Source organism: Enterocloster lavalensis, from assembly GCF_046603895.1.
Lineage (GTDB): Bacteria > Bacillota > Clostridia > Lachnospirales > Lachnospiraceae > Enterocloster > Enterocloster lavalensis.
Map to the genome: position 1 here is coordinate 4,044,888 of NZ_CP176637.1, position 18,716 is coordinate 4,063,603.

The 18,716-nt window shown below is 57.4% G+C and carries 16 protein-coding genes and 1 other annotated feature; of the genes, 15 read left to right on the forward strand and 1 reads right to left on the reverse strand.

The window, feature by feature from the left end:
- Nucleotides 1-248: 248 nt before the first annotated feature.
- Nucleotides 249-1,154 (reverse strand): LysR family transcriptional regulator, encoded by a 906-nt coding sequence (locus ACK2JC_RS18070; RefSeq protein WP_107434314.1) that lies wholly within the window; start codon nucleotides 1,152-1,154, stop codon nucleotides 249-251.
- A gap of 152 nt (nucleotides 1,155-1,306) precedes the next feature.
- Between ACK2JC_RS18070 and ACK2JC_RS18075 the strand changes: the two genes are divergently transcribed.
- The 15 genes from ACK2JC_RS18075 to ACK2JC_RS18145 all read left to right on the forward strand — a co-directional run bounded on the left by ACK2JC_RS18075 (nucleotide 1,307) and on the right by ACK2JC_RS18145 (nucleotide 18,587).
- On the forward strand, nucleotides 1,307-2,488 hold the full coding sequence (locus tag ACK2JC_RS18075; RefSeq protein WP_092361552.1) for a MalY/PatB family protein: 1,182 nt from the start codon (nucleotides 1,307-1,309) through the stop codon (nucleotides 2,486-2,488).
- A 47-nt stretch (nucleotides 2,489-2,535) separates the two neighbouring features.
- On the forward strand, nucleotides 2,536-3,864 hold the full coding sequence (locus ACK2JC_RS18080) for an APC family permease (RefSeq protein ID WP_092361551.1): 1,329 nt from the start codon (nucleotides 2,536-2,538) through the stop codon (nucleotides 3,862-3,864).
- Between the two features lie 11 nt (nucleotides 3,865-3,875).
- Complete coding sequence (locus ACK2JC_RS18085; protein WP_368271471.1) at nucleotides 3,876-5,297, forward strand: NAD(P)/FAD-dependent oxidoreductase; 1,422 nt, start codon at nucleotides 3,876-3,878, stop codon at nucleotides 5,295-5,297.
- Nucleotides 5,239-7,371, forward strand: a complete 2,133-nt coding sequence (locus ACK2JC_RS18090) for a molybdopterin-dependent oxidoreductase (RefSeq protein WP_320936002.1) — start codon at nucleotides 5,239-5,241, stop codon at nucleotides 7,369-7,371. The genes ACK2JC_RS18085 and ACK2JC_RS18090 overlap by 59 nt, the downstream gene beginning before the upstream one ends.
- Nucleotides 7,372-7,893, forward strand: coding sequence for a 4Fe-4S dicluster domain-containing protein (locus ACK2JC_RS18095; RefSeq protein WP_092361547.1), 522 nt, complete (start codon nucleotides 7,372-7,374; stop codon nucleotides 7,891-7,893).
- 655 nt (nucleotides 7,894-8,548) lie between these two features.
- Entirely contained in the window at nucleotides 8,549-9,376 is an 828-nt protein-coding gene (locus tag ACK2JC_RS18100; RefSeq protein ID WP_024736229.1) for a MurR/RpiR family transcriptional regulator, read from the forward strand.
- 2 nt (nucleotides 9,377-9,378) lie between these two features.
- Nucleotides 9,379-10,242: a transketolase gene (locus ACK2JC_RS18105; RefSeq protein WP_267903030.1), complete on the forward strand. Its 864-nt coding sequence runs from the start codon at nucleotides 9,379-9,381 to the stop codon at nucleotides 10,240-10,242.
- Nucleotides 10,242-11,195, forward strand: coding sequence for a transketolase family protein (locus ACK2JC_RS18110; RefSeq protein WP_107434321.1), 954 nt, complete (start codon nucleotides 10,242-10,244; stop codon nucleotides 11,193-11,195). The genes ACK2JC_RS18105 and ACK2JC_RS18110 overlap by 1 nt, the downstream gene beginning before the upstream one ends.
- 14 nt (nucleotides 11,196-11,209) lie before the next feature.
- Nucleotides 11,210-12,133: a carbohydrate kinase family protein gene (locus ACK2JC_RS18115; RefSeq protein WP_320936001.1), complete on the forward strand. Its 924-nt coding sequence runs from the start codon at nucleotides 11,210-11,212 to the stop codon at nucleotides 12,131-12,133.
- 166 nt (nucleotides 12,134-12,299) lie between these two features.
- Nucleotides 12,300-13,427 carry an ABC transporter substrate-binding protein gene (locus tag ACK2JC_RS18120; RefSeq protein ID WP_092361539.1) on the forward strand — a complete coding sequence of 376 codons (1,128 nt, stop codon included), beginning with the start codon at nucleotides 12,300-12,302 and terminating at the stop codon, nucleotides 13,425-13,427.
- A gap of 201 nt (nucleotides 13,428-13,628) precedes the next feature.
- Nucleotides 13,629-14,723, forward strand: a complete 1,095-nt coding sequence (locus ACK2JC_RS18125; protein ID WP_092361537.1) for an ABC transporter ATP-binding protein — start codon at nucleotides 13,629-13,631, stop codon at nucleotides 14,721-14,723.
- A 15-nt stretch (nucleotides 14,724-14,738) separates the two neighbouring features.
- A complete protein-coding gene (locus ACK2JC_RS18130; RefSeq protein WP_024736227.1) occupies nucleotides 14,739-16,397 on the forward strand; it encodes an ABC transporter permease in 1,659 nt (552 codons plus the stop codon).
- A 36-nt stretch (nucleotides 16,398-16,433) separates the two neighbouring features.
- On the forward strand, nucleotides 16,434-17,300 hold the full coding sequence (gene fba, locus ACK2JC_RS18135; protein ID WP_092361535.1) for a class II fructose-1,6-bisphosphate aldolase: 867 nt from the start codon (nucleotides 16,434-16,436) through the stop codon (nucleotides 17,298-17,300).
- A 59-nt stretch (nucleotides 17,301-17,359) separates the two neighbouring features.
- Nucleotides 17,360-17,638, forward strand: a binding site (T-box leader).
- A 101-nt stretch (nucleotides 17,639-17,739) separates the two neighbouring features.
- Nucleotides 17,740-17,970 carry a hypothetical protein gene (locus ACK2JC_RS18140; RefSeq protein ID WP_118756493.1) on the forward strand — a complete coding sequence of 77 codons (231 nt, stop codon included), beginning with the start codon at nucleotides 17,740-17,742 and terminating at the stop codon, nucleotides 17,968-17,970.
- A 53-nt stretch (nucleotides 17,971-18,023) separates the two neighbouring features.
- Entirely contained in the window at nucleotides 18,024-18,587 is a 564-nt protein-coding gene (locus ACK2JC_RS18145) for a hypothetical protein (RefSeq protein WP_320936000.1), read from the forward strand.
- Nucleotides 18,588-18,716 lie beyond the last annotated feature (129 nt).

The following is an 18,716-nucleotide window of genomic DNA, read 5'->3' on the forward strand; positions in this document are numbered from 1 at the left end:
AAATTATCAAGTATATTTCGAAAAATAAACAGACTACACAAAAGGAGGCGTTACGGTACACTCCGTTCCCAGTAACACGCTTCGCGATGCACAGAAACGGCAAAAAACGCCGTTTCGCGCCGCTATCCTCGGGTTTTCTGTGACTTTTGCTGCGCTCCACTCACAAAAAACGCCTCGCGGGATATTGCCTGTGAACAGTAACAAGGAGGCCCGTTCAGTCGCGGCCTCCTTTTGTACCGTCCGGTTTCTCAACTGCACTCGTTGCAGTCCTCCGCCTGCTGATCCGTGTAATACTCATGCAAAAATTCCAGAAACGCCCGGGCCGCCTTTGTCATGTAGCGGGCTTTTTTGTAGCTGACCAGCATGGGGCGGATGACCGGCGGTCCGGCCAGGGGCAGCACCTTTACCGTGTGGTTGTAGAGACATTTTTTGCGGAAGGACTCGGGAACCAGGGCCACGCCCAGGCCCGCTGAGATCAGGTCCAGCATCTGGCAGTGAAAACACTCCATGGCCACGCAGGGCGTGAATCCGGCGGCAAGGCAGATCTGGTCCGTGAAATCCCGGAACGCATACCCCTTGGGTAGGCTGATAAAGCTTTCGTCCTTCAAGTCGGCCAGACGGACTTCCGTTTGGTCCGCCAGCGGGTGGGAGGTGTTTAGGGCCAGGGCGAAGCGGTCCTCATAGAGAACCTCCTGGATGAAGTCCGGCCGCTCCAGATATTTGGGGATCAGCAGGAAGTCAAAGTCGTTCTGGTTCAGCTCCCGGTCCGCGTTCTCCGGCTCGATGGTGAACTGGCTGATGCGGATATCCGGGTGCCGCCGCTTGAAGGCCATGATGGCGTCCTGGAGATAGGTCTGGCTCACGGAGCCGAGGACCAGATTGTCCAGGCGCTGCTGTTTGAAGTCGTCCACGGAGCGGGCGGCATTTTCCAGGAGGGCCAGGGCGGGGGAGACAAAGGCGTAGAAGGACTGTCCGCACTCGTTCAGATAGATATTGCGCCCAACGCGGTCGAAGAGGGAGACGCCCAGCTCCTTCTCCAGGCGGCCCAGGCTGGCGCTTAAGGCGGGCTGGGCGATGGAAAGGCGGGCGGCGGCCCTGGTCATGTGGCCCTCCTCCACGATTGCACAGAAATATTTCAGTTGCAGCAGGTCCATTTGGGAACCTCCTCTCAGATTGTATTATTGATAACGCCGGAGTTATCAATCACCGGAAAATTGGTATTATACTTATTTTCTCTCTAATGATAACATAAAGGAAGAAACGAGACAAGAAAACTGTAAAAAAGCACAAATTGGAGGCGGGGAAAATGGAGAGGTTTGATATTCCTGTGGACCGTAGGGGCACGGGGAGTATAAAATGGGACCGGGCCAAGGGAAAGTTTTCGACGGATAAAGAGCTGATCCCGTTATGGATTGCGGACACGGATTTCAAGGCGCCCCCGGAGGCGATGGAGGCGGTGGCCGGCCGGGCGGAACACGGGGTTTACGGCTACAGCTTTGCCGGACGGGATTACATTTCCAGCGTGGCGGGCTGGTTCAACCGGGAGTACGGCCTGGGGGTTGAAGAATCCTGGGTGTGTCCCACCTACGGAGTGGTGACCGCTCTGTATTTCACCATTCTGGCGTTGACGGAGCCGGGAGACCGGGTAATGATCCACACGCCCATCTATGATCCCTTCTACGCCATTATCCGGAACACGGGGCGGGAGATCGTGGACTGCGGGCTGGTTCATGAGGACGGAACCTACCGGATCGACTACGAGCGCATGGAGGAGCAGATGAAAGCCGGAGTCCGGCTGCTGATTTTCTGCAACCCCCACAATCCCACCGGCCGCGTGTGGCGGCGGGAGGAGCTTCTGCGGGTGGCCGGGCTGTGCAGCCGCTACGACGTGTACCTGGCGTCCGACGAGATCCACTGCGACCTGGCGCTGTTTGGCAATCCCTTCACCTCCATGCTGGCCTTTGATGAGATCCATAGCCGCCTGGCGGTGTATACCTCCCCGGGCAAGACATTTTCCATGACCGGACTCATTGTGTCCAATCTGTTGATCCCGGACCCACAGCTGCGGGAGCGCATCATGGGAAAACTGCGGGGCGCCTGGATCATGAGCCCCAACCTGTTCGGAATGTCGGCGGCCAAGGCGGCCTACGACAATGGACGGGATTGGCTGCAGGAGGAGAAGCGTTACCTGGAAGAAAATTCCCGGTTTGTTTCCGATTATATCGGGGAGCACATGCCGGAAATCGGCGTCACCGCCCACGAGGGCACCTATCTGATGTGGCTGGACTTAAACTGTCTGGGCCTGGACGGGCAGCTGTGCGGCACGCTGGTGGAGGAATGCGGAATCGGAGTGGGGGACGGCCTTCACTACGGGGAAGCGGGAAGAGGATTTATCAGATTGAATATCGGCTGTGCCAGAAGCCTTCTGGCGAAAGCGCTGGGCGCGCTTGAACAGCTGTATATAAAACGGACGGCGGGCAGAAGCTGAGAGCCGGTCCGTGGGGATAAGGAATCAAAATAGGAGGATGAAACGGTATGAGTAATCAACAAAACAACGGGGAGGCCCAGGTGCTGGGTTTCCGGGACTGCATGAGCTTTTGTATCGGACAGATTATCGGGTCCGGCATCATGGTGCTGACGGGTATCGCGCTGGCTAAGACGGGCAGGGGAGTGCCCTTCGGGTTCCTGGTGGCAGCGGCCATCATCATGATCACCATGGTGCCCCTGGCGGTGCTGGGATCGGCTATGCCGGGTACCGGCGGAAACTATACATATGTCCGTGAGATGATCGGGCGCAAGTCGGGATTCGTGTATGTGATTATGTTTGCGGTATCCCAATGCCTGATTTCCACCTTTGCTCTGGGATTTGCCAATTATTTACAGGCAATCCTTCCCTGGATCAATGTGAAGGTGGTGGCGCTGGGGCTGCTGGTTCTCTGCGTATTGTTCAACATGGTGGGTCTGAAAACGGCCGCCAAGCTGCAGACCATCATGGTGGCGGTATTGATGGCGGCGCTGTGCGTTTACATTATCTTTGGACTTCCCCGGGTGAACTTCTCCGTGTTTACGGAACCGGGCGCGATCATGCCCAACGGCGCGATCAGCTTTTTCACAGCCTCGGCCCTTCTCTATTTCCCCATGGGCGGCGCCAAGTTTGTGGCGGAGCTGGGCGGCGAGATCAAGGATCCGGGCAAGACCATTCCCCGTTCCATGTTCCTTTCCACCGGTATTGTGGCTGTGTTCTACGCGCTGATGGGCGTGGTGGCCGCGGGCGTGCTTCCGGTTGAGGAGGTTGCGGGTAAAACGCTGGTGGTCTCCGCAAAGGAGATATTCCCCACGTCGGTTTATCTGTTCTTCGTAATCGGCGGAGCGCTGTTCGCCCTGGCGACCACCTTAAACGGCACGCTGTCCTGGATCACCAAGGGTCTGTTTGTGGCTTCCAAGGAGGGCTGGTTCCCGGAGAGCCTGGCGGACACCAACAAGCACGGGGTTCCCTACAAGCTGCTGCTGATCTTTTTTGTCATCGGCGCGGTGCCGATTGTCACCGGGATGGACGTGTCCTTTATCTCCTCCCTGGGCGTTGGACTGACCGTGATCTGCAACGTGCTGCCGGTCAGCGCCGCTTATCGGCTGAAGGAGAAAAAGGCGGAGGCCTACGAAAACGCCACCTTTAAGATCGGCAACACGGCTCTGCGGGTGATCACTGTCATTTCCGTGATCCTGCTGCTGGTCACCGGATGGCTGAATTTAAAAGATCTGAATCTGGTTACCTGGATCAGCCTGGCAGTGTTCGCGGTTCTCTGCGTGATCTACGCAAACCTGCGCGAGAAGGTTGTGATTGAAAAGGCGGCCGGGAAGAAATAGAGGAGACAATTATGCGGACATATGCGATTGTTGGATTCGGCACAGCCGGCTACCACGCCCTGATGGCGATCCGCCGGCTGGACGCCGGGGGAACTGTGGATGTGTACACCAATACGGGTCTTGCGCCATACAATCCCATGCTTACCACCTATTACGCGGGTGGTAAGCTTTCCTATCGGGAAATGTTTCCCTTCGGCAGTCTGGAGGAGATACAGAAAACATGTTCCTTTCGCTGCATCTGCGATACGGTAAAATCGGTCGCGGCGGGGAGAACGGTGGAGACGGAGAAGGGCGAGGTCAGAAGCTACGATAAAATCCTGATCGCCACAGGCGCGTCGGCCTTCGCCCCGGCGATTCCGGGGCTGGAGCCGGAACGCTGCTTTTTTATGCGGACAGATGAGGACGCCCTGCGGCTGAGCCGGGCGTTGGAGGACAAACGGGTGAAAAGCGCCGTGGTGGTGGGCGCCTCCATGGTGGGGATCAAGGTAGCGGAGCTTTTGGCAAAGCGTGGGATTCGCACCGTGCTGGCGGACCTTGCGTCCTGTATGTTTCCGCTGGCCGCCTATGAGGACGTTGCGGCGGAAATCGGCCGCCGGGTGGAACAAAAAGGCGTGAGCCTGCGATTTGGGCGAACGATTGAGCGTGTGGAGTTGGAAGCGGGAGAGGCGGAGCAGAGGCCGGATGCGGCCTGCGGGGACGCGGGGGAGCAGAGGCCGGGCGCGGGCTGCGGCCGAGTGCCTGAGCCGGAGTCAGCCTCCCCCAGGCGGCCGCGCCAGATTGCCGTCATGACGGACGGGGAGCGGCTGGAGGCCGACCTGGTGGTGCTCTGCATCGGAACCAGGGCCAACATCGGCCTGGCGGACGGCGGGATCGAAACGAACCGGGCGATTCTGGTCAACGAGCGGATGGAGACGTCGGCCGAGGGGATCTATGCGGCAGGCGACTGCTGCGCCGGAACCAATATCCAGAGCGGAGAGCGCCAGATCATCGGCCTGTGGGCCAACGCCAACCACCAGGGAACGGTAGCCGGGATCAATATGGCCGGTGGAAATGCACGGTTTGAGGGAAATATTCTGCACAACATCACGCATTTCATGGATATGGACTTTATCGGGTTCGGCGACAACCGGATACAGGGGGAAACCCTGGTATTCGGCAGTCTAAAGCAGGGGCTTTATCTGAAAGCCGTGTGCCGGGACGGGCGCATCGCGGGAGTCAACATTCTGGACAGTTACCCGATCAGCGGCATGATCAAGAACTATATGCTGCGCCTGTTCCGGGAGCCGGAGAGCCGGCTTCCCCCGTTCCAGATCGGGATGCTGGTGAAGGCGGGGCTGACGGAAGAATTTATTGAGAGATTGGAGGCTGCGGTACATGGAGACCAGGAAAGAGCTGCTGAGAGCGAAAATTCCGTGCCCGGAAACGGGAATTGAGATTAAGAGGACATTGTGCGCGATCTGCAGCCCCTCGTTCCACTGCGGCGTCGACGCCTATGTGAGGGACGGCAGGATCATAAAGGTGGAGGGGACAGAAGGGCATCCCATGAACGACGGGCTGCTCTGCACCAAAGGGCTGTCCAACCGGGAGTATATCTACCGGAAGGACCGGATTTTGACACCCCTGAAGCGGGTGGGCAGTCGCGGCGAGGGGGAATTTCAGGAGATCACCTGGGAGGAAGCCTATCGGGAGATTGCGGACCGCCTGCTGGCGGTCCGGGCCCAGGACGGCGCGGACAGCGTGCTGTTTTTCGGGGGCTACTCCAAGTGGTTCCGTCCCTGGCTGCATCGGCTGGCATTTTCTTTCGGAACGGAGAATTACGCCACGGAGTCCAGCACCTGTTTCACCTCGGGCCTCATGGCCTGGAAGGTGGCCACGGGCCGGCCGGCCAGGCCGGATATGGAGCACTGCGGCGTGTTTCTCGGCTGGGCCTTCAACCCCTATCATTCCCGGTATCTGAACGGGAAACGGGCGGATGAGGCCAAGGCGAGGGGCGTCAAGTTCATTATCGTGGACCCGCGGGAAACTCCGGCCACCGAGAAGCTGGCGGACATCCACCTGCGGCCCGTCGGCGGCACGGACGGCGCACTGGCGCTGGGTATGGCCAACATCCTGATCGAAAACGGCTGGATCGACCGGGATTACATTGAGCGGTACGTTTCCGGCTTTGAGGCGTTCGCGGAGTACGTCCGGCAGTTTAACGCGGACAATCTGGAAGCGCTGACCGGCGTGCCCTACGAGCAGGCCCTGGCCGCCTGCCGCTTGATCCACGAGAACGGGCCGCTGTCCGTCAACGAGTCCAGCGCGCCCCTGGCCCACCACAAAAACGGCATGCAGAATTACCGGGCGATCATGGCCCTGACGGCCCTGACCGGCAGCTATGACCGCGTGGGAGGTCAGAGGCCCAGCCTGCACACCTACGTCCATCAGTCCTCGGGCTTTCAGACCCGCGAGGAGGAATTTGTGGAGGAGAAGCGGCCAAAGGCTTGCAAGGAGCCGGTGGGTAAGCCGCGGTTTCCGCTCTGGTATCACCTGGAGCGGGAGGCCCAGGCCATGGACATTGCCCGGCAGATCACCGAGGGCAAACCCTATCCCATCCGGGCGGTGTTCGCCTGCGGGATGAATGCCCGGATGTTCCCGGACACGGAGTATGTGAAGGAGGCCTTAAAAAAGCTGGACTTCTTTGTGGACGCGGACCTGTTTCTCACGGACACGGCCAAATACGCGGACATTGTGCTGCCCGCCTGCTCGTCCTTTGAGCGGGGGGAGTTCAAGACCTATCCGGGCGGTTACGCCACCTACACGGAACCGGTGATCCCACCCCTGGGCCAGTCCAAAAGCGACGCGGACATTCTCTGCGAGCTGGCGGGTTATCTGGATTTGGACGATCCGCTCCTGCGCAGCGGCTACGAGAACTGCGTGCGGGACATAATCCGTGACCTGTCCGTGACCGTGGAGGAGTTAAAGGCGGCGGACCTGCCGGTTCTGGTGCCGGAGCGGGAGCCGTACGCGGAGGGCGCTTACATTGAGGGAGGTATGGACACTCCCAGCGGAAAGTTCGAGCTGGACTCCCTGGTGATTCAGGCCCATCCGGAGTGGGGGCTGGATTCCCTGCCCACCTACCGCTGTTCCCTGAACCAGGCGGACGAGACGGATTACCCGTTTATTCTCTGCGCGGGGGCGCGCATTCCCCACGCGCTGCACTCCCGGTTACACGATGTGCCCTGGCTGAGAAGCCTGCGGCCGGAGCCTGAGGCGGATTTGGCGCTCTGCGACGCTGAACGCCTGGGGATCAAAAAGGGAGATAAAATTCAGCTCTTTACCGCCGTGGGTTCCATCGAGGTGAAGGCCAACCCCACGGCCCGGGTGCTTCCCGGCATGGTGCACATGTACCACGGATACCGGGAAGCGGATGTAAACTCGCTGATGGATCGGGACAATCTGGACCCCTACTGCGGTTTTCCGGGCTTTCGGTCCACACGCTGCGGGGTGAGAAAGGGGGAGAATTAGATGGGAATCATGCTGGATCTGGATTTGAAGAAATGCACGGCCTGCGGCGCCTGCGCCATCGCCTGCATGGATCAGAACGACATTGATACGGAGAAGGGCATCCGCCCCTTCCGCACGGTGTTCGACTGGGAGAAACGCGGCTGCGGGGAAAATGCGGAGTACGTGCACATTTCCATCGCGTGTATGCATTGTACGGACGCCCCCTGCGTCACGGCCTGCCCCTGCGCCTGCATCCGCAAGGACGCGGAGACGGGCCTGACTATTTACGATAATACGTCCTGTATCGGCTGCCACAGCTGCGCCATGGCCTGCCCCTTTGGGATACCGGCCTTCAACGAGGAGGGCCGCATGCAAAAATGCGACGGCTGCGCTGTGCGGGTCCGCCACGGCCTGGAACCGGCCTGTGTGAAGGTCTGCCCGTCCAGAGCGCTCCACCTGGTGCATACCGGGGACGTGGAAGGGCTGGACGCCTCCCGCTCGCTGGAGAAGGCGGGGGAGACGGTGCTGAAGGCGCAGGTCTGAGGGAGTGGAAGGGCGTAAGCCTGGAAGCGACATGAAGCGCGGGAGTGACGTGAGAGCGCAGCGGCCAAGTGAAGCCTGGAAGCGACGTGAAGCGCGGGAATGACATAAGCGCGCGGCGGTCAAATGAAGCCCGACGGCGACTTAAAGCGCGTAACCAACATGGCACGTCTGTAAAGCAATAACCCAAATGTATTTTAAATCATATATGTATCACCAATCATATTTTAAAGGCTCTATCCTTTCGGCGGCGCAAGGATGGGGCTTTTTTCTGTTTTCTGGAACTCATAATCCCCCCGCTCTGCAAATCTCCTCCGCGCTGCCGCCACACATGAAAAACACCCCCTCCCAAGCCGCAGGTATTCTGCAAACCGCCATTTTTTCATACATGCCAACAGACCATTCAGAGCAGCCGTCCATTTCCACCATATTCTTCCAAAAAACCTCCAAAAACCAAGGAATTAGAAAAAAATGTAAAAATTACTTGTATTTATATACAAAGTTTCACATATGAAATTATTAATTTTTGTAAATATTGTTGACATTACAAAAACCTTGGGTTATGATGCAGTAAAAGAAATTTCAGTAATTTCGCTTTTGACGAAATTAATTTCACATGTGAAACTTTTCATACACTACGCGTAGAGGAGGAGTCAATATGGATGTTCCGAGGACACCGTCATGGCAGATTAAACTGAGAGGGGTAATCGGGAGCCTGGGCGCCCAGGAGCGCCGCTTTGCGGAATACCTGCTGAACAGCTTTGCGGGCATCGAGAAGGAGCCCATCGCCGTGCTGGCGAAGGAGGCCCAGGTCAGCGAGGCAACGGTGGTCCGGGTCTGCCACAAGATGGGGTATTCCGGGCTGAAGGAGCTGAAAATCGTGGTGGCCAGAGAGAACGAGACAGCCGGAAGCTTTGACGGAGGGATCGGCGGCCAGTACATGGATGAGCTGAAGGAGCGCGTGTTTATGGGCGCGATCCGCGCGCTGCAGGATACGATGAACCTGATCGACGAGGACGAGGTGGAGAAGGCCACCAAGGTGCTCTGCAACGCCAACTACATTTCCATCTACGGAGTGGGAGGTTCCGTTCCGGTGGCCCGCAGCCTGAAGCACCAGCTCATGAAGCTGGGAATCCCGTCCAACGTCTACAATGAATTCCAGCCGTCCATCATAGCGGCGGAGAAATATAATAAGGGCGATGTGGCGATTGGAATCAGCCATTCGGGAGAATCCTCCCAGGTGGTGGAAGCCCTGCGGATCGCCCGCGGCAAGGGCGCTACGACGATCTGTATCACCAGCTACGGGGATTCGGCCATCACCCACTGTTCGGACGTGAAGTTTTTTACCACCTCCGAGACTCTTCTGAACGGGGGAGACAATTCCCTGGCCCGGATCGCACAGACGTCCATTATCAATCTGCTGTATCTGAATGTTGCGCTGAAATATAACCGTTATCACAACACCGATGAGGGAGAAACCATATAAGAGTGAGGAAGGAGCTACATATGCAGAAGGAACAAAAGCGGGAGTTGGAGCTGATTGCCGCCAGGATCCGGAAATACGGCCTGCAGGCGGTGAAAGACGCGAACTCCGGACACATTGGGGGATCATTTTCCATTGCGGAAATTCTGTCCGTCCTCTACTTTGACAAGATGAGGATCGACCCCAAAGACCCCAGGAATCCGGACCGGGACCGCCTGGTCCTGTCCAAGGGGCACTGCACTCCCGCCGCTTACGCTGCGCTGGCCATGAGGGGATTTTTCCCGTTGGAGGACCTCTCCACATTCCGCAAGATCGACAGCTATCTGTCCGGGCATATGGAGATGAACGAGGTGCCGGGGGTGGATATGTCCACCGGCTCCCTGGGACAGGGGCTTTCGGCCGGAATCGGCATGGCCCTGGCTGCCCGGGTGGACAAAAAGGATTACCGGACCTACGTGATTTTGGGGGACGGCGAGATCGAGGAGGGGCAGGTCTGGGAGGCGGCTATGTTCGCCGGGAACCACGGCCTGGACCATCTGACCGCTATTGTGGACTACAACAAGCTTCAGGTAGACGGAAGTCTGGAGGAGGTCAATTCGCCCTGCCCCATCGCGGACAAATTTGAGGCGTTTAAGTGGGAAGTGTTGACCATCGACGGCAACGATGTGGAGCAGGTGGCGGACGCCCTGGAGCGGGCAATGGCAGTCAGGGGAAAACCCGTGGCGGTCATTGCGGACACGGTCAAGGGCAAGGGCGTGTCCATTTTCGAGGGCGGCGTGAAATGGCACGGCAACCGGCCGAATGAGGAGGAGTACCGGACCGCCTTTGGAGAGCTGGATCAGAGAATCAGGGAATTGGAGGAATCGTGATGGGAGAGATGATTGCCACGAGGGCGGCTTACGGCGAAGCGCTGAGAGAGTTCGGCGGCCGCGAAGAAATTATGGTTCTGGATGCGGACCTGTCCAGCTGCACCATGTCCTGCAGATTCCAGGAGCTCTACCCGGAGCGGTTTTACAACGTAGGGATCGCGGAGGCCAATATGGTGGGAATCGCCGCCGGTCTGGCCGCGGCGGGCAAGAAGGTATTCTGCCATTCCTTCGCCATGTTTACGGCCGGAAGGGCCTACGACCAGATTCGCAACAGCGTGGCCTATCCGGGCTTAAATGTGACGATTGTGGGAAGCCACGGCGGTCTCACCGCGGGCGAGGACGGAGGCACCCACCAGTGCATCGAGGATTTGAGCCTGATGCGCACGGTGCCCGGTATGACGGTGATCTGCCCCTGCGACGCCAATGAAACCCGGCAGGCGGTCAGAGCTCTGGTGGATTACAAGGGCCCCTGCTATATGCGGACCGGGCGGATCACGGTGGAGAACATTACAGATTCCTACCCGGATTACCGGTTTCAGATCGGCAGAGGGATAACGCTGAAGGACGGCCGCGACGTGACGCTGATCGCCACGGGGCTGATGGTCCAGGAAGCGGTGCGGGCGGCCGGGATGTTGGAGAAAGAGGGCATATCGGCCAGAGTGATCGATATGCATACCATAAAACCGCTGGACGAGGAGCTGGTGGCAAAGGCCGCCCGGGAGACCGGAGCCATTGTCACCGCGGAGAACCACAACTGCTACGGGGGCCTCGGCTCCGCGGTGGCAGAGGTGCTGGTGAAAAAATGCCCGGTTCCCATGGAAATGGTGGCGGTGAACGACCGCTTCGGCCATTCGGGCAATGCGCTGGAACTGTTAAAGCGGTACGGGCTCAGCGCGGAGATGGTGGCGGAAAAGGCCAGACAGGTTATGGCGCGCGCCGCCCAGACGGATTAAGGGGGAGCAGGACGATGGCTGTGGATATTTGGGGCATCGGACATTGCTGCCAGGACAATATATGCGTGGTGGAGCAGTACCCGCCCGAGGACGGCTCCACCCATATTCTGGAAATTGACGATTCCCAGGGCGGGGGAGCGGCGGCTACCGCCATGGTGGCGGCGTCCAGGCTGGGGGCCAGGGCGGGCGTGATCGCCAACCTGGGGGACGATCCGGTGGGAGACAGGATTCTCGATGGATTCCACCGTGAGGGAGTGCAGACAGAGCTGATCCGCAGGATTCCCGGCGGGCGCAGTTCCACTTCCTATGTGATGGTCAACCCGGAAAACGGCAGCCGCACCAAGTTCCCATACCGGGATCAGCTTCCGGCGCTGCGCTTTACGGATGAGATCCGCGCCGCGCTGGCGGGGGCCAGGATCCTTCACCTGGACGGCACTCAGTATGAAAACGCGCTGAGGGCGGCCAGGCTGGCAAAGGAGCTGGGAATCACCGTTTCCCTGGACGCCTGTTCCATGCAGGAGGACAACGAAAAGAACTGGGAGCTGGCCTCCCTGGCCGATATTCTGATCGCCAACGAGAAATACCCCCGGCGTCTGACCGGCAAGGACAGCGTGGAGGAAGCGCTGGCCGTGATGGCAAAGCTGGGGACGAAGGTTTTGGCTTCAACCGCGGGCAGCCGGGGCTGCTGGTATGTCAGGGACGGATGCGTGAAGCATTTACCCGCGTTTGAGATACGGGCGGTGGATACGACGGGAGCGGGGGACACGTTTCACGGGGCGTTTCTGGCGTGCTGGCTGACCAGGCCGGACCCCGAATACTGTCTGAGGTTTGCCAGCGCGGCCGCGGCGCTCAAATGTCTGAAGCGCGGCGGGAGAGCGGGGATCCCGGACCGGGCGGCCGCCGAGGCGTTTCTCAGCCGGAACGGCGTCGTGGAATAGCTCGTGGACGGTGCCGCAAGAAGAACCGGCGGAACGGCGCCGTGGAATAACCGGCCGGAAGCCGTTCATTTTCCTACACTCATTCAGGTAACAAATAGCCGCGCGCAGGCTGCGCCGGACTATTGTTGATAAACACGTAATCAAAGAAAAGGAGGATATTAAGATTATGAGGAAACAAGTAGCATTACTGCTGGGGGCCGTTATGACGGCGGGACTGATCACCGGATGCGGAGGCGGAAAAGCCGCTGATCCCACCACCACCGCAGCGCCCGAGACCAAGGCCGAGACGCAGGCCGCGGCTCCCGAGAGCAAGGAGGAAGCCACCGAGGCCGAGAGTCAGGAGGAGGCAGCAGCCGCAAGCGGGGACTTAAACATCTACACAACGGTCAGCGATCTCCAGTACAACGCCATTGTGGGCGCGTTCCAGGAGAAATACCCGGATATCAAGATCAGCTACACCCAGGCCGGAGCCGGAGAGTGTAAGACCAGAATCCAGGCGGAGGCCGACAATCCCCAGGGCGACGTGATGTTCGGCGGACTGGTGTACGCCGACACCCTGACCTACAGCGACCTGTTTGAGACCTACGTTTGCAAGAACGACGACAAGATGCCCGATGAGTTCAAAAATACCACCGGCGTCCTCACCTACCACGATGCCCAGATTCCCTGCCTGTGGGTAAACGACGAGCTGGAGAAAAAAGCGGGCGTCACCATCACCGGCTATGAAGATCTGCTGAATCCGGCCTTAAAGGGCCAGGTGGCAAACGGCGATCCCACCGCCAGCTCCAGCGCGTGGAACCAGCTGCAGTGTGTATTGACCGATTTCGGCGGCTACGACAGCGAAGAGGCCTGGGACTTCATCGACAAGCTGATGGACAACATGGTGATCACCGACGGTTCCTCCGCGGTTTACAAGGGCGTTTACAACGGCGAGTACACCGTTGGCATGACCTATGAGCCGGCCTGCGTGCAGATGCTCTCCGAGGGCGCTGAGGGCGTGCACATTGTATACCCCAAAGAAGGCGTGACCAGCATCGCATTCGGTTCCGCGATCATCAAGAATTGTAAGAATCTGGATAATGCTAAGCTGTTCATGGATTTCCTGGAGAGCGACGAGTGCCAGGCCATCTACAATGAGTGCGGCGCCAGACAGGCCAACGCAAACTTAGACATTGAGAACGAGTGGCTGCCCAATCTCAGCGACATCAACTACAAAGCGGCCGATACCGAGGGGCTGGCCAAGAACCAGGAAGATATCTTAAACCGCTGGATCGAGCTGTGGAAAACAAAATAGGATTGATATGAGATAAACGGCAACTGTACATACGGCTTATCTTTCTGACCGGAAAGGCCGGTCAGGGAGTGCCGGATGTCCATCTGATGTGAAAAATGGTGAGGAAAGCCGCCTGCAAGCGGGCTTGACGCTGCTTACCTCACCATTTTCACGCCATCCAAACTGCTGCCATCGATAAATGAATGAGGGGATAGGGGAATTATGGACAAGGTGAAAATTAAAATCAGTCACGCTTTGAAACAATACGGCAACAATGTCATAATTCCCGACCTTTCGGTTGTGATTGAGGAAGGTGAGTTTTTCACCCTCCTGGGACCGTCTGGTTGTGGAAAGACAACATTACTGAGAATGATCGCCGGATTCAACACCATTGAGGGCGGAGACTTTTACTTCAACGACCAGAAGATCAACGATCTGGCGCCTGAAAAGCGCAACATCGGCATGGTGTTCCAGAACTATGCGATTTTCCCGCATTTGACCGTGAAAAAGAACGTTGCCTTCGGCCTTCAGAACCGGAAACTGCCGAAGGATCAGATAGAAGAACGGACGCAGAAGTTTCTGGGTCTGATGAAAATCGAAGAATATCAGGACCGGCTTCCCGAGCGGCTTTCCGGCGGGCAGCAGCAGCGCGTGGCGCTGGCCCGCGCCCTGGCCATCGAGCCAAGCGTCCTGTTGATGGATGAACCCCTGAGCAACTTAGACGCCAAGCTCCGCGTGGAGATGCGCGAGGTGATCAAGGAAATACAGAATAAACTGGGAATTACCACCGTCTACGTGACCCACGACCAGGAGGAAGCCATGGCGGTGTCGGACCGCATCGCGGTCATGAACCAGGGCGTGATTCAGCAGATTGGAACGCCCAAGAACCTGTACCAGCGCCCCTCCAACCTGTTTGTGGCCACCTTCATCGGCCGGACCAACGTGCTCAAGGTGGAGGCCTCCCTGAAAGCGGACGGCCAGCGCGGCATCACGTTTTCGGACGGCTACTACGTGACCATGGACAGCATGGTGCGCGGCGTGGAGGACAAGACGCCTCTGACCGTTTCCATCCGCCCCGAGGAATTTGAGATCGTACCGGAGGACCAGGAGGGAATCGGGGCCACCGTGGAATACAGCACCTTCCTGGGCCTGAACACCCACTATTTTGTGAATCTGGATTCAGGGGAGCGCGTGGAAATCATCCAGGAATCCCGGATCGACGACATTCTGGATAAGGGTTCCCGGATTCGCCTGCAGGTCAAGAAGGAAAAGATCAACCTGTTTACCGAGGACGGTTCCAAGTCCCTGATGCGTTAAGGAGGGGGACTGTCTATGAAAAAGAAACAAAAAATCGATATGTGGATGGGCATCAGCCTTGGGATCCTTCTTCTGTATATTGTATTCATGCTCTATCCGCTCCTGAAAATCCTGGTGCAGTCCGTGCTGGACAATGAACAGGGCACCTTCACGATGCAGTATTTCAAGCAGTTTTTCAGCGACACCTACTATTTTTCCACGCTGTTAAACAGCTTTAAGATCGCCGTGTGCGTGACGGTGGTGACCCTGGCCCTGGGCGTTCCCCTGGCCTATCTTTACAACATGTATGAGCTGAAGGGCCGGAACTTTTTACAGGTCATGATCATTCTCTGCTCCATGTCCGCCCCCTTTATCGGCGCGTACTCCTGGATCCTTCTGCTGGGCCGTTCCGGCATTATCACCAAGTTTTTCAGCCGGAACCTGGGGATCGAGATGCCGTCCATCTACGGTTTCAACGGGATTCTTTTGGTGCTGGCCACCAAGCTGTTCCCGCTGGTATTTCTGTACGTGTCCGGCGCGCTGAAAAATATCGACAACTCCCTGTTAGAGGCCTCCTCCAACATGGGCTGCCGGGGCGTCAAGCGGTTCTTCAAGGTGGTGGTGCCACTGTGCATGCCCTCCATTCTGGCCGCGGCCCTGATGGTATTCATGCGCGCTCTGGCCGATTTCGGCACGCCCCTTCTGATCGGCGAGGGATACCGCACCTTCCCGGTGGAGATTTACAAGCAGTACGTGGGCGAGACCTCGGTCAACCACAACTTTGCGGCCGCGGTCAGCGTGATCGCCATCATTATCACGGCCATCGTGTTCCTGATTCAGAAAATGCTGTCCAACCACTACAGCTTCACCATGAACGCGCTGCACCCCATCGAGCGCAAGAAGCCCCATCCGGTGCTCAGCTTTTTCGCCCATTTTTACGCTTACGGCCTGGTGGCGGTCTCTTTCCTGCCCCAGTTTTACCTGATTTACTGCTCGTTCCGTAACACCTCCAAGACGGGCAACATGTTTAAACCCGGTTATTCCCTGATGAGCTACCGGCAGATTTTTGAGACCATGGGCGATGCGGTGAAAAATACCATCGTCATCTGCGGCAGCGCGCTGGTGTTAATCATCCTGTTAGCCGTGCTGATCGCCTACCTGGTGGTGCGCAGAAGGAACCATGTGAACAACATCATCGACACCCTGTCCATGCTGCCCTACATCATCCCCGGTTCCGTGGTCGGTATCGCGCTGGTCATGGGCTTTAGCAAGGGACCGCTGGTGCTGACCGGCACGGCGGCCATCATGGTGGTTTCCATGTGTATCCGCAGAATCCCCTACACCATCCGCAGCAGCGTGGCGATTCTGCAGCAGATCCCCATCACGGTGGAGGAGGCGTCGGCCAGCCTGGGCGCGTCGAAGTTTAAGACGTTCTGGAAGGTCACAACGCCGATGATGGTAAACGGTATCATGTCCGGAGCCATTTTGAGCTGGGTAACCCTGATTACGGAACTGTCCTCGTCCATTATCCTGTACAGCTCCAAGACCATCACCCTGAACCTGGGCGTTTACATCATGGTGTCCAGAGGTACGGACGGAAAGGCGTGCGCCATCTCCACCATTCTGACGGTGATGACGATTATTTCCCTGGTATTGGTTACGAAACTTTCGAAAGGAAGAGAAATTACGCTGTAAACCTGCAGTGGAAAAAATATAAAGGAGAGTAGTATCATGAGATTAGTAAATGCGAAGGAAATGCTTCGGAAGGCCAAAGAAGGACATTACGCGGTGGGCCATTTCAACCTGAACAATATGGAGTCGGTCAGAGCCTTTTTGCTGGCGGCCCAGGAAACCCATTCCCCCATCATTCTGGGCGTCTCCGGCGGCACGGCCAAGTACATGGGCGGTTACCGGACGATCACGGATATGGTCGAGGACTTTATGGCCTATCTGGATATCACGGTTCCGGTGGCCCTGCACGTGGACCACGGCAAATACGAGGAGGCATTGGACGCGTTAAACGGCGGCTTCAGCTCCGTGATGTTCGACGGCTCCAAGCTGCCCATTGAGGAAAATCTGGAGAAAACACGCCATATCGTGGAGCTGTGCCGGGAGAAGGGCGTTTCCGTGGAGGCCGAGGTGGGCTGCATCGGCGGCCAGGAGGACGGTCACGTGGCCATGGGCGAGTGCGCGGACCCGGCTGAGTGCGGACAGATCGCGAAGCTTGGCATCGATATGCTGGCGGCGGGCATCGGCAACATCCACGGCAAGTATCCGGCCGACTGGAAAGGCCTGAACTTTGAGGTGCTGGCCGCCATCCAGAAGGCGGCGGGGGACATTCCGCTGGTGCTCCACGGAGGCTCCGGGATACCGGACGACATGGTCCGCCAGGCCATTTCCCTGGGCGTCTGCAAGGTCAACGTAAACACCGAGTGTCAGATCGCCTTCACCGAAGCCACCCGGAAATTCATCGAGGACGGCAGGGACTTAACGGGCAACGGCTTTACCCCCAGAGCGCTGCTGGCCGACGGCCTGGTGGCGACCAAGGAAAAATGCATTGAGAAAATGACTCTGTTCGGAAGTCTTGGAAAGGCTTGACATCCGGTTCATTTTGTGCTAAAAACTATAAATAACAGACATCTGCATATCAGAACATAAGAAAGGCTATGAAGAGAAAGAGTAGCAGTCAGGAAGCCATACAGAAAGCAGCCGGTTGATGAGAGGCGCATGGATATGGATTGTGAATACATCTCGGAGCTGCGCACCCAACGGAACGGAGGCATTTTCCGGACCTAGTAGGCTGCGACGGAGGGACACCCCGTAACCGCGTGTCAGGGTATCGTTTCAGGCAACACGGAGCCGTACCTGCTGAGGCTGTCAGCGCGAGCTGGCGGTGAACGAAAGGTGGTAACACGAGATCAGGTCTCGTCCTTTTGGAAACAAAGGGGCGGGACTTTTTTGTTTATAAAAAGTAGCGAAAAATTCTTATGCCGGTTGCAGAGCCAAAAACAACACAAAATGAGAGGGAGAGATCGCGATGATGAAGGAATTTTTGCTGGATTGGGAGAAGGACACGGTTGAGGGAGCCATCGAGGGCCTGGTGGGAATGGGTCTGGTGCGCGACGCAAAAGAATTTTTGAACCTGCTGGGCCAGGGGGAGGTCTCCGTGGAAGGGGAGCTGCTGGCAGCGGACGATCTGGGCGGCGTGCTGTACACGGGGGATGTGATGAAGATCGGGCAGGGGAATTTTGTGCGGTTTATCAAATAGGGGATCAATTCCCGGATTGGTTCGAGGCGGAATACAGAAAGGAAATGCAGGAAATGAACGATATTTTGACGTGGGTCGGCGAACATCAGGGGATTTTGAGTCTGGGTGTTTCCGCGCTGTCGTTTCTTACAGCCGCAGCTGCCATTGTTGTATCGGTTCAGATTGAACGCAGGGGCAGGAAATTCAACCAAAACAGCGTGAAGCCCCTTCTGAGTTTTGAACTGGTGGATCTGCCGCACCGGGTTGCAGTTAAGATCAGAAACGACGGGGTAGGCGTTGGAATCATAACAGATGTGCGGATTTTTACCGCCGGTATCGGCGGCGGTTCCTGGAACGTACTGTTAAATGCGATTGAGGCCATGGATGAGGAAAAGCAGTTGTCCAACCGTGGAATATGGAAACGGTATCAACAGCCGATCAAGGGGATTGCCATTGCGCCGGGAGCGGAACGTTTTCTTATCGAACTGGAGAACAAGCCGTCTGAACAGACGGCGGCGCTGCGGCAGATTCTGGGGAAACTGAAAATGGAAATTATTTACACGGATATCTATGATAAGCCGCAGAAACATTTAATAAGCGACTTTCAGTATTTTGACAGGGCTGAGATTTACTTTTAGTATCCTATATTATAAGTCTCCGCTTGACATCCACCCGCCCCGGTGCTACCATAAAGCGTGAACCCGGGGCGGAGGTTTCCAACCGGGGACGGCGAGAATAAAGGACTGGACAAGAAATGATCAGGGACA

What these genes read in the sequence shown, in the direction of transcription:
- ACK2JC_RS18070 (WP_107434314.1), bottom strand. Translation starts at nt 1,154, where the DNA reads ATGGACCTGCTGCAACTGAAATATTTCTGTGCAATCGTGGAGGAGGGC.
- ACK2JC_RS18075 (WP_092361552.1), top strand. Translation starts at nt 1,307, where the DNA reads ATGGAGAGGTTTGATATTCCTGTGGACCGTAGGGGCACGGGGAGTATA.
- ACK2JC_RS18080 (WP_092361551.1), top strand. Translation starts at nt 2,536, where the DNA reads ATGAGTAATCAACAAAACAACGGGGAGGCCCAGGTGCTGGGTTTCCGG.
- ACK2JC_RS18085 (WP_368271471.1), top strand. Translation starts at nt 3,876, where the DNA reads ATGCGGACATATGCGATTGTTGGATTCGGCACAGCCGGCTACCACGCC.
- ACK2JC_RS18090 (WP_320936002.1), top strand. Translation starts at nt 5,239, where the DNA reads ATGGAGACCAGGAAAGAGCTGCTGAGAGCGAAAATTCCGTGCCCGGAA.
- ACK2JC_RS18095 (WP_092361547.1), top strand. Translation starts at nt 7,372, where the DNA reads ATGGGAATCATGCTGGATCTGGATTTGAAGAAATGCACGGCCTGCGGC.
- ACK2JC_RS18100 (WP_024736229.1), top strand. Translation starts at nt 8,549, where the DNA reads ATGGATGTTCCGAGGACACCGTCATGGCAGATTAAACTGAGAGGGGTA.
- ACK2JC_RS18110 (WP_107434321.1), top strand. Translation starts at nt 10,242, where the DNA reads ATGGGAGAGATGATTGCCACGAGGGCGGCTTACGGCGAAGCGCTGAGA.
- ACK2JC_RS18115 (WP_320936001.1), top strand. Translation starts at nt 11,210, where the DNA reads ATGGCTGTGGATATTTGGGGCATCGGACATTGCTGCCAGGACAATATA.
- ACK2JC_RS18120 (WP_092361539.1), top strand. Translation starts at nt 12,300, where the DNA reads ATGAGGAAACAAGTAGCATTACTGCTGGGGGCCGTTATGACGGCGGGA.
- ACK2JC_RS18125 (WP_092361537.1), top strand. Translation starts at nt 13,629, where the DNA reads ATGGACAAGGTGAAAATTAAAATCAGTCACGCTTTGAAACAATACGGC.
- ACK2JC_RS18130 (WP_024736227.1), top strand. Translation starts at nt 14,739, where the DNA reads ATGAAAAAGAAACAAAAAATCGATATGTGGATGGGCATCAGCCTTGGG.
- fba (WP_092361535.1), top strand. Translation starts at nt 16,434, where the DNA reads ATGAGATTAGTAAATGCGAAGGAAATGCTTCGGAAGGCCAAAGAAGGA.
- ACK2JC_RS18140 (WP_118756493.1), top strand. Translation starts at nt 17,740, where the DNA reads ATGATGAAGGAATTTTTGCTGGATTGGGAGAAGGACACGGTTGAGGGA.
- ACK2JC_RS18145 (WP_320936000.1), top strand. Translation starts at nt 18,024, where the DNA reads ATGAACGATATTTTGACGTGGGTCGGCGAACATCAGGGGATTTTGAGT.